Consider the following 14663-nt stretch of genomic DNA (forward strand, 5'->3'; position numbering starts at 1 on the left):
TATGCGGAAGTATGGGAGTAGAAAGCAGAAAATGGCATAAAACTCATATCTGACTGAAATACAGCGGATATTGCTTGTTTCTTCTTAGGGTTGCATCATAGGAAACAGGCAGAAAAGGGAGCGAAAAGGAGGGAGTTCAGTTACCAAATCGTTCGAAAAACGATGAAAGGAAAAGGACGGCTGAAAGTGGTAACTAAAACGGAGTTTTCTCTTTCATTATCAATGTTTTGCATCGTTCAAAGTTCCTCAAAGAAGTGTAATTTTGCAAGTAAAAAACAATGGAAAAAGAAAAATTCAAGCTGCTTTTCTACCTCAAGAGAGGTACGCAGGACAAAAACGGAAAAAGTCCCATCATGGGACGCATCAGCGCAGGACGCTCTATGGTACAGTTCAGTTGCAAATGCTCGTGTACTCCTCGTTTGTGGGACAGTCGCAAAAACCGACTGCTGGGCAAGAGTGCCGAAGCCGTATCGGTAAACAAGGAACTTGACCGCCTTCAGGTGAGCATACACAAGGTTTATGAGTCTCTTTCGGGTAAATCCGATGCTCCCATCACGGCAGAGCGAGTACGGGAGCTTGTATTCGGACTGAACAGTGAGTCACAAGGACTGCTGCATCATACAGACGAGTATATCGACCGCTTCCGTGAGCGTGTGGGCATAGACCGCAGCGAACGCAGACTAAAATGCCTGTTGCTCTTTCACAAGCATCTGGCAAACTTCGTCAGGTATCGCTACCGTGTGGAGGATATTCCCGTGCAGAAAGCCGACATCGCCTTTATCAAAGACTTGGAGGACTACTTCGCCAAAGAAAAGGGATTCAAGCTCAACACTTCGGCTGGCTATCTCTCCATGCTGGCTTCCTTGCTCAAAGACCTGCATAAACGGCACATCATTGACACCTATCCCTTCATCAACCATTCCATTCGTTGGGAAGTGGGTACTCCACGTTACATCACAAGGGAGGAGGTAGGTCTTATCGCAGCCTTGGGAGAAGATAAATTGCAAGGCTATGAAAAAGTGTCGAGGGATATGTTCCTTTTCTCCTGCCTGACGGGGCTTTCCTATACCGACGTGTATCACTTGACGGAGCAGCACGTCTTTCACGAAGCGGGAATGACTTGGATACGCAAGCCGAGAATAAAGACGGGCAACGTGTGCCACATCCCCCTACTTCCCGAAGCCACTGCCATTATCGAGCGTTATCGGGGCATTCACACGAGGGCTTTCCGACACGAACCGCCCAAGGGGTATCTGCTGCCCATACCCGGATGCGACACGGTAAACATACACCTCAAAAAGATAGCACGGCTTTGCGGTATTCAGAAAACGCTGACCTATCACATGGCACGGCATACCTTCGCATCTCAGATGACACTGTCGGAGGGCGTGTCCATTGAGAGCGTTTCCAAAATGCTCGGACACAGTCAAATCAAAACCACGCAAGTGTATGCGGAGACATCTCCCGAGCGTGTCTTTCTGGACATAGAGAAAATACTTCCACAACTCGCACATTATCAACTGACCAACTAAAACCGCAGAACAATGAAAAGTACATTTGCCATACTATTCTACATAGATAGAAGCAAGACCAATGAAGACGGACTATGCGTAATCCGTTGCCGTATCACCTGTAATGGAACGTCCTCATCGTTTTCCACGCAGTTGCAAACTTCCCCCGACGAGTGGCTTGCCCGAAAAGGGTGCATCAAGGCGACAACAGGTAATTCAAGCGGCATCAATCTGCAACTGAACTCAATAGAAGAGTGCTTGCATTCACTCTATGAACGTACATTAAGGGAAGAAAACTATATCACGGCGGAATACCTCAAGGAGCGTTATATGCAGCAAAGTCGCCCCATGCCAACACTTACGGAGCTATATCAATCCGTTTGTGAATACAAGGAGGAATTGCAGGGCAGAACATTAAGCAAGGCAACTGTCAGGGCTTTTAAGGACAGCTACAAGAGTTTTGTTCATTTCCTGCAAGTAAGGGACAGGGCAGACTGTATGCCCACAGAGGTGGACAAGACTTTGCTTGAGGACTATCGCCTTTTTATGCTTCGGGACTTGGGAAACAAGGAAAGCAGTGTCGGCAACCGCCTACGCCACTTGCATCAGGTCATTCGCAAGGCATTGCAGGAGCGATACGTTCGTGAAGACCCTTTTGAACTCATAGACATAGAAACGCCTACCTACGAGCGCAATGCACTTACGGCGGACGACCTGCAAAAACTCTTGGCTTACCGTCCGCACCGCTCGACAGATAACCATTGCAGACTTATTTTCCTCTTGGGATGTTTCACGGGGCTGGCATTCTCAGACTTAAAGAAACTCCGAATGGACGATGTTTATACATTCGGGGATGGGCGTAGGTACATATCGCTCTGTCGAACAAAGACACAGAACAGAAGTATTGTCCCGTTGCTGCCCGTTGCCGAGAAAATACTCGCCATTGTGAGCCACGGACGAAGGGAGGGGCTTTTCTTTCGAGAGTTTCCCAGCAACAGTAATTTCAATAGAACTATTCAGGAGATATGTATTAAGGCAGGACTGCCACCGCATACTCAAGCGACCTCGCACACCGCACGGCACACCTTTGCCACGACCATCTGTCTGGAGAACGGACTTCCGATAGAGACGGTGAGCAAGATGCTGGGGCATCGCTTCATCTCCACGACCGAGATTTATGCACGGGTGACCAAGAGCAAGATTGCCAAGGAAATGCAACCCCTGATGGGTAGTGAGCATACAAGGGTACTGCGTAAAGCCTTACGGCTGTGTCCGTCAAGAACACCGAAAAAGTCAAGTCCCATAATTGGGATGTAACAGCCGTAATGAATGATTCAAAAAAAAGAAGTCCAACTTTTTAACAAGAAAAACAATGAAACAGAAGAACAAAAAGGAACTTTCCTACTTCCGATTGAAGTTAAGAAGTTACATGAGTGAGCATCACCCCGAAAAGTTGCAAGATACGGAGTTTATCACTGCACGGGCAGATATGGCTCTCACAGTTTACTGCGATGCTGTAGCACAAGGCTTTACACACATTGAAGCGGAGAGCATGGCAAGCGAGGCATTGTATCAAGGCTTGCACTTTTCCAAGTACGATACGCTTATATCCGTGTTGGAAAACGAGTTTGAAAGGGAACTTCCTGCACCGCTCCCAGAGAAACTCGTACCTATACTGTTGTCGAACAAGGCTGTTCAAGCCACATTCGACAAGTTCGGTTTGACGGACACATTGGCTTCTGACGAGCAATACGGCCGTCTTTACACCGAACTGACAGGCACGATAGTGCTGCTCATCGAGAGCAACAATCTGCCAACGGTCAGACTGACGGAGGAAGCAAGCCTGAAGGCGTTGTAGGCAAAGGCGGCGCACGCAAAGTTCCTGATGCCGTTTCTTATCGTGCAAAGGTACAACGGCAGCCTGTCTGCCCTGACAAGGTCGAGTCCTGCGGATGGAGAGAAGAATCTCCACCGCAGGATTTCTCTGTTTCAAGGTGGTATTGCCATTTTCTATATCCATGCGGTCGTATTCATCTCTCCCAACCTTGCAGGGCTGGGCTGCCGTAGAGAGTATAGGCACGACAAGAATACGGCATACTCAGGCTCTTTGGACGCAAGGCGTAACAACTAACAACAGATAGGACTGACGATAATACGGACAATCTATTGTTTGTACAATTTGTTGTCATGACTATCTGTTGTCAAAACTATATATCGTCAAAATAATCTATCGATAAAACTATCTATCGACACTTCGACATCTCGATTTGTCGAACTATCGAATTATCGATAAAACAACAAGATAATAAAAGGAACGAGCCGGCACCTCATCTCATTACCGCAATAACACAGACGGATTTCCTTTGTTTTTCTATTGCTTTCTCTCTATTTCCCTGCTTATCCTCATTTCTTGCAGTGGTGCTTCCGAGGGGTTACTTTTGCACCCGAGAAGTACGGCAATGGACTGCATAACAGTTTGTTTGCTGAGTAACAATAAAGTAATCAAAACAAAATTAAGGCAATGAAACTCATTATCATCGACCGCAAAGCGTGGGAGCGACATCGCTCCGAATTTGCAGACTTTATCCATCGTGTGGAAAAACTCATCGGTAATCCTCCCAAGACCGAGCAATGGCTCGACAACGAAGCCGTGTGCAAGCGTTTAGGCATCAGCAAGCGTACCCTACAATCATACCGAGATACGGGCAAAATCCCTTTCTCCATGATTGGACATAAGTGTTATTACAAACAGACCGACATCTGTGAAATGCTGAATGCAGTCAAGGATTGAAATCAAAGAATGAATGAATTATGGCAGAGAATGAAATCATTACGCGGGAAGACCCTCAGATGCAGTTGTTTTCACAACTGATGGAAGGCACTTTGAAGAAGTTGGAGCGGTATTGCTCTACCGCCCGTCCGATGCTGAATGGTGAGGTTTACCTTTCGGGTGAGGAGGTTTGCAGCCAATTACGGCTCAGTACACGCACGCTCCAAGAGTACAGAAACTCAGGAACGCTTCCTTTCTACAAAATCGGAGGGAAGATACTCTACAAGCAGAGCGACATACAAGCCATGCTTGAAAAACACTATAACCCGATACCCAAGAAATTATGGCAAGAATAGATGAAAAAAGGAAACAACGCTTGGAACAAGCCATTAGAGATATGGGAAATTATGGCGTTAAGCTCCGCAAGCCCGAAGAGTTACCCGATTTTGACCAGCCCTTCGATTATGAAGAGGAAAAGAGAAGGTTTGAGCCTGTTGATAAAGTTGAGGAACAAAATGACAAGGAGAGTAACAAGGATTTTTCTCAACCGTCCTATCAAGAAACAGCGTTGTCGCCAACAGAAAGGGCTACTTCTACCGAAGAATTTCATCAAAGAATGGGAAAAACAAAGGACAGAAAGCAATTATCCGAGTTTCAGGGGAAATATCTCCAGCCCTTTCGCAACAGCCACCGCAAAGCCGTGTATGTATCAGAGGAAACCCAACGAAAGTTAGACTTCGTGGTGCGGAGAATCGGTGAGCATGGAGCGAGCGTTTCGGGATATGTCGAACAGGTACTGCGGGAACACCTCGACCAATACAAGGAAGATGTGGAAAGATGGAGGAAACTCTGAATTACTGCATTCCTCGAATGCAAGCCTACGCCGAGTTACTGTATTCAATGAATGCAGTAACACAGCAGGGGCTTATAATCCCATTTTCTACATCAGCAAGGTGTGTCTTTGTACCACAAATTGCCATTTGTACCACAAAGACCCTTGCCCCGAAAGGGGATTAAATCACTCCAAAGTCGTGATTAGAAAGCAATGAAGAAGCAAAAACAAAAGAAGCCAGACGGCAGATGTGCCACCTGCCCACGATGGGACAGATGGCACATCAGAATACCTAATTCCGAAGACCAGCAGAAACTTATCAGACTCTATCGCAAGTCGGGAGCAAAGACAAAGAGCGACTTTGTCCGAGCAAGGCTTCTTGGTGAATCTTTTAAGGTCATCACCCAAGACCCTGCAAAAGAACCTTACTTGGAGAAACTCTCAGAAATCGTTGCCTTGGCTCATAAGATAGGAGTTCTGTACAACGAAGTCGTGAAAGTCCTCAATACTTATCATTCTGTTGCCACTGCTCAACAACTGCTCGGCAAACTCGAAACCTATTCCCAAATTCTCATCAGACTACAACAGCAAGCAGTACAACTGACAAAATCCTTTGGGAGTAGAGAAGAATGAATGCTGATAAATCATAACACCCATACTCGTATCGTACCGCGAATGTCCAATCCCTCTTTGGATGATACAAAAGGGTCACTTTGAACGATTACATAGGACCAGTTTCAACGATTTTTCCACTCTGCCCTAATACTTTATCTTTTGGAAAGTACATTGATAATCAGATAATTATTTCAATAACTCCCGATTTGGAGTATTACCCCACATTTATTATTTTTTTATTTTGACAATTCCCGATTTGGGGCATTACCATGACCATTAACAAACACAAAGTCTGTATAATCCCCTATAACTAACGTATCTTTTGAAATTTTCCGTATTTTGTAATCAACATATGGATAGAGCTTTTCCACAGGATGTGGAAGTTTCCAATAAATAAAAACTCGCATGCCATCAACATCAAACACTTTAGGGAATAAAATGTCCTGTTGGGAAGTAAATTCTTCATCTCCTTTCTTATTATAAGCTGAATTCAACTTGCAAATGCAACAGAATTCTGATTAATAATTTGTTTAAATTTTTCGTTTGGCGTGAGGTATCCAAGTCTTTTACGAGGTCGATTATTGAGTTTATTTTCAATCCACTTAATCTGTTTGTTGGTTACTTCACTAAAGTCCTTACCCTTTGGGATATACTGCCTGATAAGCCCGTTGGTGTTTTCATTGGCACCACGTTCCCATGAGTGGTATGGTTTGCAAAAATAGAATTTTATTTCCAATTTTTGCGCAATTTCCTCGTGCTTTGCAAACTCCTTTCCATTGTCAGCCGTAATTGTGTGTATTAAGTTTTTCACTTTCCGCAGTGCCCATACTGCAATCTTAGCTACCGGGATGGCTTCTTTTCCCGACAACTTGCGTATCCAGACCCTGCTTGTTGCTCTGTCGTTAATGGTAAGAATGGCACCTTTGTGGTTCTTACCAATAATTGTATCTATCTCTAAATCACCAAATCTCTCCTTCAGTTCCACTATCTCGGGACGCTCATCAATATCCACCCTGCCTGGGATAAATCCTCGCCCTGCATTTTTAGAACCACGTTTGGCATACCTGCGACCTTGTCTGCGAAGATATTTGTGCAGTTTGCCACCCCGCCGCTTATCCTCCCAAATCCAGCGATATATCGTTTCGTGAGATACCATCGCAATTCCCTCCAAGCGGCTCCTGCCGACAATCTGCTCCGGGCTGAATCCTTTCTTCAACAGCTTTATTATCCGTTTTCTCATTGCCGGTGTAAGCACTTCCTTGCGATGTTTTTGCTGCTTGCGCCTGTCTGCTTTTCGCTGGGCAAGCTCCATGCTATAGCTACCACTTCGGGCGTCGCAATTGCGCTTTATCTCCCTGTAAACAGTGCTTTTATCTACTCCGATAGCTTCCGCTATTGCTTTTTTGCTCATCGGTATTTGCAACATCATAGAAAATTGCATACCTTTGTACCTCGGTTATATGTTTGCTCATCTGCAACTTTTTTTTCTTTGGACGGACAATTAAAGCAAAGATAGCAAACTTTATCCATTCAGAGTGAGAGAAAGGGGGACATTGTCTCTCTTTCCTCTCTGAAAAATAAATGTTTTTATTGCTTATTATCCGCACCCAAAAAGTTGCATTTATAAGTTGAACTCAAGAAGTATTCACCTGTAAGAAGTTACTAATGACAAAAAAGAAATTGCCCGTTCGTTTTACGGGTCAGCACTTTACTATTGATAAAGTGCTAATAAAAGATGCAATAAGACAAGCAAATATAAGTAATCAGGATACGGTTTTAGATATTGGGGCAGGCAAGGGGTTTCTTACTGTTCATTTATTAAAAATCGCCAACAATGTTGTTGCTATTGAAAACGACACAGCTTTGGTTGAACATTTACGAAAATTATTTTCTGATGCCCGAAATGTTCAAGTTGTCGGTTGTGATTTTAGGAATTTTGCAGTTCCGAAATTTCCTTTCAAAGTGGTGTCAAATATTCCTTATGGCATTACTTCCGATATTTTCAAAATCCTGATGTTTGAGAGTCTTGGAAATTTTCTGGGAGGTTCCATTGTCCTTCAATTAGAACCTACACAAAAGTTATTTTCGAGGAAGCTTTACAATCCATATACCGTTTTCTATCATACTTTTTTTGATTTGAAACTTGTCTATGAGGTAGGTCCTGAAAGTTTCTTGCCACCGCCAACTGTCAAATCAGCCCTGTTAAACATTAAAAGAAAACACTTATTTTTTGATTTTAAGTTTAAAGCCAAATACTTAGCATTTATTTCCTGTCTGTTAGAGAAACCTGATTTATCTGTAAAAACAGCTTTAAAGTCGATTTTCAGGAAAAGTCAGGTCAGGTCAATTTCGGAAAAATTCGGTTTAAACCTTAATGCTCAAATTGTTTGTTTGTCTCCAAGTCAATGGTTAAACTGTTTTTTGGAAATGCTGGAAGTTGTCCCTGAAAAATTTCATCCTTCGTAGTTCAAAGTCGGGTGGTCTACATCAATGCCACTGTTTATCTTCCATTGCTTACCCTTATAATCCATTCTCAGGGTGAGTTCCTGCCCACATATAGATAGTGTGTTCTCATAACTTAGGCTATCTATGTATGGTCTATTCGGTATAGTATAGTCGTAAGTGTTGCTTGTGTTTCTATCCTCTTCGTGATGCAGTCCGTACCCTGTCTGCAATTTCAACTGTTTGCCAAAAGGATGGGTATATTGCAATGATATTCTGCTTTCGTTGCGCAGGGTGGGCAGTTGTTGGCAAAGATTGCGCAACAGTAGTGAATCTCCGCCCACAGCGTTGCGCAGGTGGTGGAATTTCGTCAGTGAAAGGCTGGTATTATTAGTTTCATTCGAGTTACCGCCAAGTGTCGCCTTCACGGTAAATGATGCCCCAGCCTTGCCAATCCGCCGTGTGAGGTCGGCAGATACATGGTAATTCTTTCCATTGCTTTTTGTGTTATTTCGCAGCGTTCCCGAGGTCAGCGTGTCCGCAGCCGTATTGCGCTCATATAGGTATGTTGTGTTGTCAGTCAGGTTGTCTGACCGTCCGAAGTTTCCATTTGCACTTATATTCAGCAAAGTCTTTTTGTCTATGTTATACTGCAGATTTATGTTTGCGGCATTACTGTGATTCTTGCTCAAGGAAAGCAGCATTGATTCCCGATATTTTGTTCCCGATGAAAGATATTGCTCATCATAGTCATGATTCTCGCTTCCATTGTGGAAGGCATTGAGTGAGAGGCTTGCATTGAGCGTAATTTTCTTACCAAATTTCTTCACGATATTGCCCGACAATATGTTTTGGAAATTGTTTCCCCCAATGTTCATATTACTAAGATTGTCAGAGCGCAAAGTCAGCGAGGTGTTTTCGCCATCGGCATTGAATAGATTGCCCTGTACCTCATCCCTGCGTCTGTCGCGATTGCCGTGTTCAGCCGTTAGTGTTCCTGTCAGGCTGCCATTGTAGGTAGATTTGGTCTTGATGTCCAGCACATAATTGTCGGCACCATCATCTACTCCCGTCATTTTCTCCAATGCGCTGAGCATGTCATACAGTTTCAGTAGTTCCACTGCATCGGTTGGCATATTCTCCAACGCTGCGATAATGTCGTTGCCCATAAAGGTCTCGCCATTGATGTTTACGCCGTTCAATGGCTTTCCTTTGAATGATAGTTGCCTGTTCGCCTTGTCGTATTCCATGCCCGGAATATTCCTGATTAAGTCTTCCAAGTTAGCACCTTTCCTTACTCGAAGGCAATCAGTATTGATAAACGTGGTGTCTTTTCTTATGGAAAACAATTTCCGCTGTCCAATAACTTGAACTTCATCGAGTTCTATCGTTTTATGTAATGAAGAAACATGTTTTCGAGTAGGGTATATAGTATCACCCACAACTAAATTCAAAATAGTAGCATTAGCAGTGGGAAACAGCAGAAGTAGAATGATGAAGATTAAAAGAATTCTTTTGATTATCATTTTGCAAAATTACCATTGTTCATAGATATATGCAATACCTTAAAATGGCGATTTTATAGAATTAGAAATGTCTAAGGTTGATTTTCATTGAAAAAACAACGTAAATACTTTGCTTATATGAATTATATCGCTATCTTTGCAACATCAAACAGAGAGTTCTTTGAGACTTTGCAGAATAAAGAAAGGGAAAGAAACTCGCTCGTTTCTTAGTCGTTCACCTTATCAGATTATATATTCTGCTTTTTATTAGTAATCAGTCGATTACATTCACCCCCATTACTTTTATGCGGAGATTTGCGATTTATCGTTTTTCGAACGATTTGGTAACTGAACTCCCTCCTTTTCGCTCCCTTTTCTGCCTGTTTCCTATGATGCAACCCTAAGAAGAAACAAGCAATATCCGCTGTATTTCAGTCAGATATGAGTTTTATGCCATTTTCTGCTTTCTACTCCCATACTTCCGCATAGAACGAGGCAAGCTCCGGCACCTTGATGAATGTCCTAAACCGCTCTTTCTGAATGATGTCGTTTGTGATGGAGAACTCGTAGTCAGTCGATTTCTTGGCAAAGACCGCAGCCCATGCGTCGAAACTGTTAATGCCCTGCTTCTCCAAGGCTTGCGGGCGCAAGTATTTGAAGAGCAAATATAATTCTGTTAGCGAATTACTGATAGTAGTTCCCGAAAGAAAAGTTGCTCCCAAGTCCTTGCCTGACCGCTCCTGTATGGTGCGAATGGCAAAGAGCATATTGAGCGCACGCTGTGAGCCATCCGGATTGCCCAAGCCCGACACTCTGTCGTGGCGAGTATTGAACATCAGGTTCTTGAATTGGTGGCTTTCATCTACAAAAAGGTGGTCAATACCCATCATCTTAAAGTCCACGGCATCGTCCTTGCGCTCGGCAATGCTGTCTTGAATGTCCTGTAACTTGGCTTCCAAGGTCTGCTTACGTTTTTCTAAGCCTTTGAGCATGGCACGGGAAATGTCCGCTCCCTGCATACGGAGCACTTCAAGATTTTCTTCTACAGAATCTTTTTCTTTCTGCAAAATCGCTTCTTGTATCTCCAATGCTTGCGGTATCATGCCGAACTGCTCATGCGTGAGGATAATGCAGTCCCAATCATTATTCTTGATGTCATTGAAGATGCGTTGGCGATTCTGCTTGCTGAAGTCATTCTTTCCCGGATAGAGTATCTTGGCATTGGGATAAGCCTTGCGAAAAGTGTCGGCAATATCGAATACATTTGCTTTGAGTCCAATAATCATCGGTTTGTTAGCCAATCCCAACCGCTTCATCTCGTAGGCTGCTGTACACATGATAAGCGTCTTACCTGCACCGACCTCGTGGTCGCAGATACCACCTCCATTGGTCTTCAGCATCCACACGGCATCTTTCTGACTCTTATAAAGGTCTTGTATGCCCAATCTTTTAAGGTCGAGGTCGGGAAACGACTGATGCGTACCGTCGAAGTTGGGACGCACAAAGCAGTTAAAAAGGCGGTTGTAACGGTCAGAGAGCTGCTCCTTGAACGTGTCGGGTGTCCGTCCGAGCCAATCTACAAAGCCTTGTCTGATTTCCTCAATCTTGGCATTTGCCATCTGTATGGCATGACCGTCACGAACCTTAATCGTCTTCTCATTACCCTCCGCATCAAGTATGGTCTTGCTTTTGTTAATGTCAGGAATGGTATTGTGAAGTGCGTGCTTCAATAAATTGAGTCCGTCATAGCGTCTAAACTCACCTTGTACAGCATATTTGTGCCAGATATTACCGTTCTTTTGGTCGCAGCCAATGGCATACTCGTCCATATTAGAATGATAACTCACCCTGATGTCCGTCTCGAAGAACTCCGAGGCGAACTTGCCATAGACTTTCGCGGGTATCCAGCGTTCACCGAGGTTGAAATCCAAATCAGCAAAGGGAATGGGCGTGGGAGTGGCGGCACGCAGGGCAGTCAGACTCTGTTTCGCTTCCTCATGCTCCGGATGATCCAAGAGCCACGACTCGATACGCTCCGCCTTTTCAATCACATTGCCAGAAATAAACTTGTCGGCTACCTCATAGCTGTCCTCTTCGGGATTGTAGAAGATGCGTCCTTCCAAAGCAGAAAGCATATCGCTCTCTTCCATATCGGGAAGCAAAGAACTCATATAGTCAAGCTCCACCGTGCCGTATTTGTTGAGTGATGCGCCCAATGCCTCCATCGGGTCTGAAGCTATGGACAGTTCGGAGGTGGAAAAAGCCGTCGGATGGTCGAAGATGTCCGCCTTGATGTACTTGCCGTTCTCGGAGCGTTCCAAGAACAGCATTTCCACTCCGGTGGCATCCATCTTGATGACATCGGTGTTTGTCTTCTGGTTGAAGTACCCCCAACGACCTACATAGCCGTCATAAAGCCGATTGAGTTTCTCACGCTCTTCCTTGTCCTCCGCTTGGTTGTTCGCCTCATAATCATAGAGTCGGTGATAACTCTCCCTAATCTCAATATATGCTTTCAGCCGTGAGAGCTGAGCAAAGGGTAAGTCCATCGGGTTGAAGGTAGGATGTCGTTTCAAGTCAGACAGGAAACCTACCTGCCCATTCTGTACGACTATCGAGCCGTCACGCAAATGTGAGTCGGGAGAAGAAAGGAACGGACGCGGTGAAGCATCAAACTCTTTCTTAACCTCTGCTATGGGCTGTGGCTTGCGAGGTTCGGCTTCCTCCATAAAGTCAAAGAGCGAGGGCTCTCTGACGGGAGCAGATGCAGTTTTCTTGCTTCTGCGGGAACTGCTTGGCGTGCTTCTTGCCGGCTTGGGTTGCCTGCTCGCAGAAAGTGGTTGGTTATCGCTGACCTTCTTTTGTTGAGCAGCCTCTTTGATTTCATTATTTACACGGGCTACATCTTGTGTCCAAAGACTATATTCCTCTGGGGCAAACAAGAACTGTTCCATGGCTTCTGTCTCTATAGTGCTATCCATAATCGGATGATGGTCTTCATCAAAGAATACCGTCTGACCGTTCATCTCGCGTGGGGCTTCCACGTCTGTGCGAATTTCACGGCTTTCTTGTTCGTATTGTCTTTGAAGGGTAATTACGGGGACACCTTCTGGGGCTGGTTCGGTTTCAGGCTCTGTATGTAAAACTGGCGCAGCTTCTTCGACTTTCAAAACCTCCTCGACTTGTTCTACCATTGCTTGTGGTTGATTGTCTTCCTGTACAGGTTTCTGCACTTCCTGACGGCTTTCATCCTTGATTTCCTCAATGATGGGTTCTTTAGTGTATTGTCCTCTGACAATCTCTTCCAGTTCTGCTATCTCGTGCAATTTAGTGGGTTTGAAGTATAAGTCCCGTTCTATACCCAATCCGTGTATCTTGACTTCCTCCATTTCTTTGAGGGACATATACCCAAGTTCCCAACCATAGCCCATCGTAACGGCTCCGAAGCCGATGCGTTCCTTGGGGTCGTATTCCAGCATATAGGCGGTATAGGCTCCCATAGGGAAAAAGTAGCGAGCGTATGCTGTGCGGTCGCCGATGAGTTGCTTTTCCGTTGCATAGAGTTTGGGAAGTTGCTTCTTAGTGCTGTCGGGCATCAAATTGTAAGCATTTTCTTCTTCTTTTTCATCTTCCTTATCCTCTTTCTTTTCCTCCTTATCCTTGGATTCTTGTAACAGAGGTGGTTGTTCTGTTTTTAGACCTCCTTGCACTTTCTGCACCATCTTGTCCACGTGTACCTGCCATTCCTCCTCGGTCATGGGTATGCCGGTTTCATAGAGTTTACGATCGAAACGCTGCTCCACTTCCAAAGAGAGCTGTGTACGCAGGCTGTCAGCCATATCCTCGATACTGCCGTCAAACGTGTATTCCCAAGCGGGCTTACCATAAGGGTCTGTACCCATCGTGCGCTCTGTGGCAATCGTGCGGTGGGAAATATCCTTCCATTCGCCCTCAAAGAGGGAGTTATGGTTAAACGCAATAGAAAAGCCGTCGCCTTTGGGAACAGAGGCGGTTTGTACAAACTGCTGTTCGATGCCCTCACCAATTTCCTTGCCCGATTGTTTTTGCAGGACAATCAGGTCGCTGCCCACATCCGTACCTGCATTCTCGGAGAACATACCCGAAGGTAGGCGGATGGCGGAGATAAGACGGCTATTCTGCAAGAGGTAACGGCGGATGGCTTCATTCTTGGGGCTGTCCAATACACCCTGCGAGGTAATAAATGCAAGAAGTCCGCCCTCCTTGATAGTGTCCAGCCCTTTTACAAAGAAATAATTGTGAATGGTTCTGGTGGATTCCCGTTTAAGGATATTCTCTCCCTTGCTATAACTACGGTCATAAACCATAAAGTCGCCAAAGGGGATGTTGCTGGTAATCAGGTCGTACTTGTCCTTTTCTTCCAGTTCTCCGATGGCTTCAAAGGGTTCTTGCCGAACAAAGATATTATCCTTGCCGTAAGGATGAAGGGCTTGTGTGATGCGCGCCGTCAGTAGGTCTTTCTCCATCGCATCGACCATACCGGCACTTTTGGCAAAGGTTTCGGTAAAGGCTCCCATACCTGCTGAAGGGTCTAAGCACCTTCTTACTTGCATGTCGGCAGCACTAAGGGCTTCGGCAATGGCGGAGACGATACGGGTGTCGGTATAGAAGGAGGTCAGTACGCTTGCCTTGATACTCTCCCAATAGCGTTTGGCGGTGCTGGCATCGACGGCATCACGGTAAATCATCTGTTTGAGCCTTTGGGTAGGCGCGAACAGGTTTTGCTCCGATGCGCTCCAATAGCGGAGGTCATCGGGATTATCACAACGGTTCAACACGCATTTCAGACCACCGAAACCTTGATAACCTCTGAGCAGGACTTTCTCGGCTTCGGTGGCTTCACGGCGTTCTTTCTCTAATCGGAGGATCACACGGATGGCTTCCGTATTGCCCTCCAAGACTGCTTTCTTATTGTATGCCATAATTTTTCTGTTTTAAGATGGAGAGGG

Annotated in this window: 12 protein-coding genes and 1 pseudogene; 9 read left to right on the plus strand and 4 right to left on the minus strand. The window is 45.1% G+C overall.

All coding sequences use genetic code 11. The features are described 5' to 3' along the window. Positions 1-278: 278 nt before the first annotated feature. The 8 genes from CZ367_RS02265 to CZ367_RS02300 all read left to right on the plus strand — a co-directional run bounded on the left by CZ367_RS02265 (position 279) and on the right by CZ367_RS02300 (position 5746). Positions 279-1532 carry a site-specific integrase gene (locus tag CZ367_RS02265; RefSeq protein ID WP_004359018.1) on the plus strand — a complete coding sequence of 418 codons (1254 nt, stop codon included), beginning with the start codon at positions 279-281 and terminating at the stop codon, positions 1530-1532. Between the two features lie 12 nt (positions 1533-1544). Continuing rightward, positions 1545-2828: a site-specific integrase gene (locus CZ367_RS02270; RefSeq protein WP_004378883.1), complete on the plus strand. Its 1284-nt coding sequence runs from the start codon at positions 1545-1547 to the stop codon at positions 2826-2828. Between the two features lie 55 nt (positions 2829-2883). After that, the gene (locus CZ367_RS02275; protein ID WP_004359020.1) at positions 2884-3369 is read left to right on the plus strand and encodes a DUF1896 domain-containing protein; all 486 of its coding nucleotides are present in this window, start codon (positions 2884-2886) and stop codon (positions 3367-3369) included. A 94-nt stretch (positions 3370-3463) separates the two neighbouring features. After that, positions 3464-3652, plus strand: coding sequence for a hypothetical protein (locus tag CZ367_RS14685; protein ID WP_144005928.1), 189 nt, complete (start codon positions 3464-3466; stop codon positions 3650-3652). Between the two features lie 380 nt (positions 3653-4032). Next, on the plus strand, positions 4033-4302 hold the full coding sequence (locus CZ367_RS02280; protein ID WP_004359021.1) for a helix-turn-helix domain-containing protein: 270 nt from the start codon (positions 4033-4035) through the stop codon (positions 4300-4302). 20 nt (positions 4303-4322) lie between these two features. Next, positions 4323-4637, plus strand: a complete 315-nt coding sequence (locus CZ367_RS02285; protein ID WP_004359023.1) for a helix-turn-helix domain-containing protein — start codon at positions 4323-4325, stop codon at positions 4635-4637. Next, the gene (locus CZ367_RS02290) at positions 4625-5134 is read left to right on the plus strand and encodes a DUF3408 domain-containing protein (protein WP_004359024.1); all 510 of its coding nucleotides are present in this window, start codon (positions 4625-4627) and stop codon (positions 5132-5134) included. Before CZ367_RS02285 ends, CZ367_RS02290 begins: the two co-directional genes overlap by 13 nt. 192 nt (positions 5135-5326) lie before the next feature. After that, positions 5327-5746, plus strand: a complete 420-nt coding sequence (locus CZ367_RS02300) for a plasmid mobilization protein (RefSeq protein WP_004359027.1) — start codon at positions 5327-5329, stop codon at positions 5744-5746. Positions 5747-5964: 218 nt separating this feature from the next. On the opposite strand, the gene CZ367_RS02305 is transcribed toward CZ367_RS02300, so the two are convergent. Further along, positions 5965-6222: a hypothetical protein gene (locus CZ367_RS02305; RefSeq protein WP_004359029.1), complete on the minus strand. Its 258-nt coding sequence runs from the start codon at positions 6220-6222 to the stop codon at positions 5965-5967. Next, positions 6219-7200: pseudogene (locus CZ367_RS02310) on the minus strand (IS30-like element IS4351 family transposase). The gene CZ367_RS02305 and the pseudogene CZ367_RS02310 overlap by 4 nt, the downstream one beginning before the upstream one ends. 193 nt (positions 7201-7393) lie before the next feature. On the opposite strand from CZ367_RS02310, the gene erm(F) reads away from it, so the two are divergent. Continuing rightward, on the plus strand, positions 7394-8194 hold the full coding sequence (gene erm(F), locus CZ367_RS02315; RefSeq protein ID WP_002682030.1) for a 23S rRNA (adenine(2058)-N(6))-methyltransferase Erm(F): 801 nt from the start codon (positions 7394-7396) through the stop codon (positions 8192-8194). Here erm(F) and CZ367_RS02320 read toward each other — a convergent pair. Both CZ367_RS02320 and CZ367_RS02325 read right to left on the minus strand, forming a co-directional pair. Beyond that, positions 8182-9420, minus strand: a complete 1239-nt coding sequence (locus CZ367_RS02320) for a TonB-dependent receptor (RefSeq protein WP_004359037.1) — start codon at positions 9418-9420, stop codon at positions 8182-8184. The genes erm(F) and CZ367_RS02320 overlap by 13 nt on opposite strands. 722 nt (positions 9421-10142) lie before the next feature. After that, complete coding sequence (locus CZ367_RS02325) at positions 10143-14636, minus strand: DUF2958 domain-containing protein (protein ID WP_077195524.1); 4494 nt, start codon at positions 14634-14636, stop codon at positions 10143-10145. Positions 14637-14663 lie beyond the last annotated feature (27 nt).

The sequence above is a fragment of the Prevotella ihumii genome (assembly GCF_900155655.1).
Lineage (GTDB): Bacteria > Bacteroidota > Bacteroidia > Bacteroidales > Bacteroidaceae > Prevotella > Prevotella ihumii.

Bases quoted from the DNA above. Each gene is read 5' to 3' on its own strand.
- CZ367_RS02265 (WP_004359018.1), top strand. From the start codon at position 279: ATGGAAAAAGAAAAATTCAAGCTGCTTTTCTACCTCAAGAGAGGTACG.
- CZ367_RS02270 (WP_004378883.1), top strand. From the start codon at position 1,545: ATGAAAAGTACATTTGCCATACTATTCTACATAGATAGAAGCAAGACC.
- CZ367_RS02275 (WP_004359020.1), top strand. From the start codon at position 2,884: ATGAAACAGAAGAACAAAAAGGAACTTTCCTACTTCCGATTGAAGTTA.
- CZ367_RS14685 (WP_144005928.1), top strand. From the start codon at position 3,464: ATGGAGAGAAGAATCTCCACCGCAGGATTTCTCTGTTTCAAGGTGGTA.
- CZ367_RS02280 (WP_004359021.1), top strand. From the start codon at position 4,033: ATGAAACTCATTATCATCGACCGCAAAGCGTGGGAGCGACATCGCTCC.
- CZ367_RS02285 (WP_004359023.1), top strand. From the start codon at position 4,323: ATGGCAGAGAATGAAATCATTACGCGGGAAGACCCTCAGATGCAGTTG.
- CZ367_RS02290 (WP_004359024.1), top strand. From the start codon at position 4,625: ATGGCAAGAATAGATGAAAAAAGGAAACAACGCTTGGAACAAGCCATT.
- CZ367_RS02300 (WP_004359027.1), top strand. From the start codon at position 5,327: ATGAAGAAGCAAAAACAAAAGAAGCCAGACGGCAGATGTGCCACCTGC.
- CZ367_RS02320 (WP_004359037.1), bottom strand. From the start codon at position 9,420: ATGGAATACGACAAGGCGAACAGGCAACTATCATTCAAAGGAAAGCCA.
- CZ367_RS02325 (WP_077195524.1), bottom strand. From the start codon at position 14,636: ATGGCATACAATAAGAAAGCAGTCTTGGAGGGCAATACGGAAGCCATC.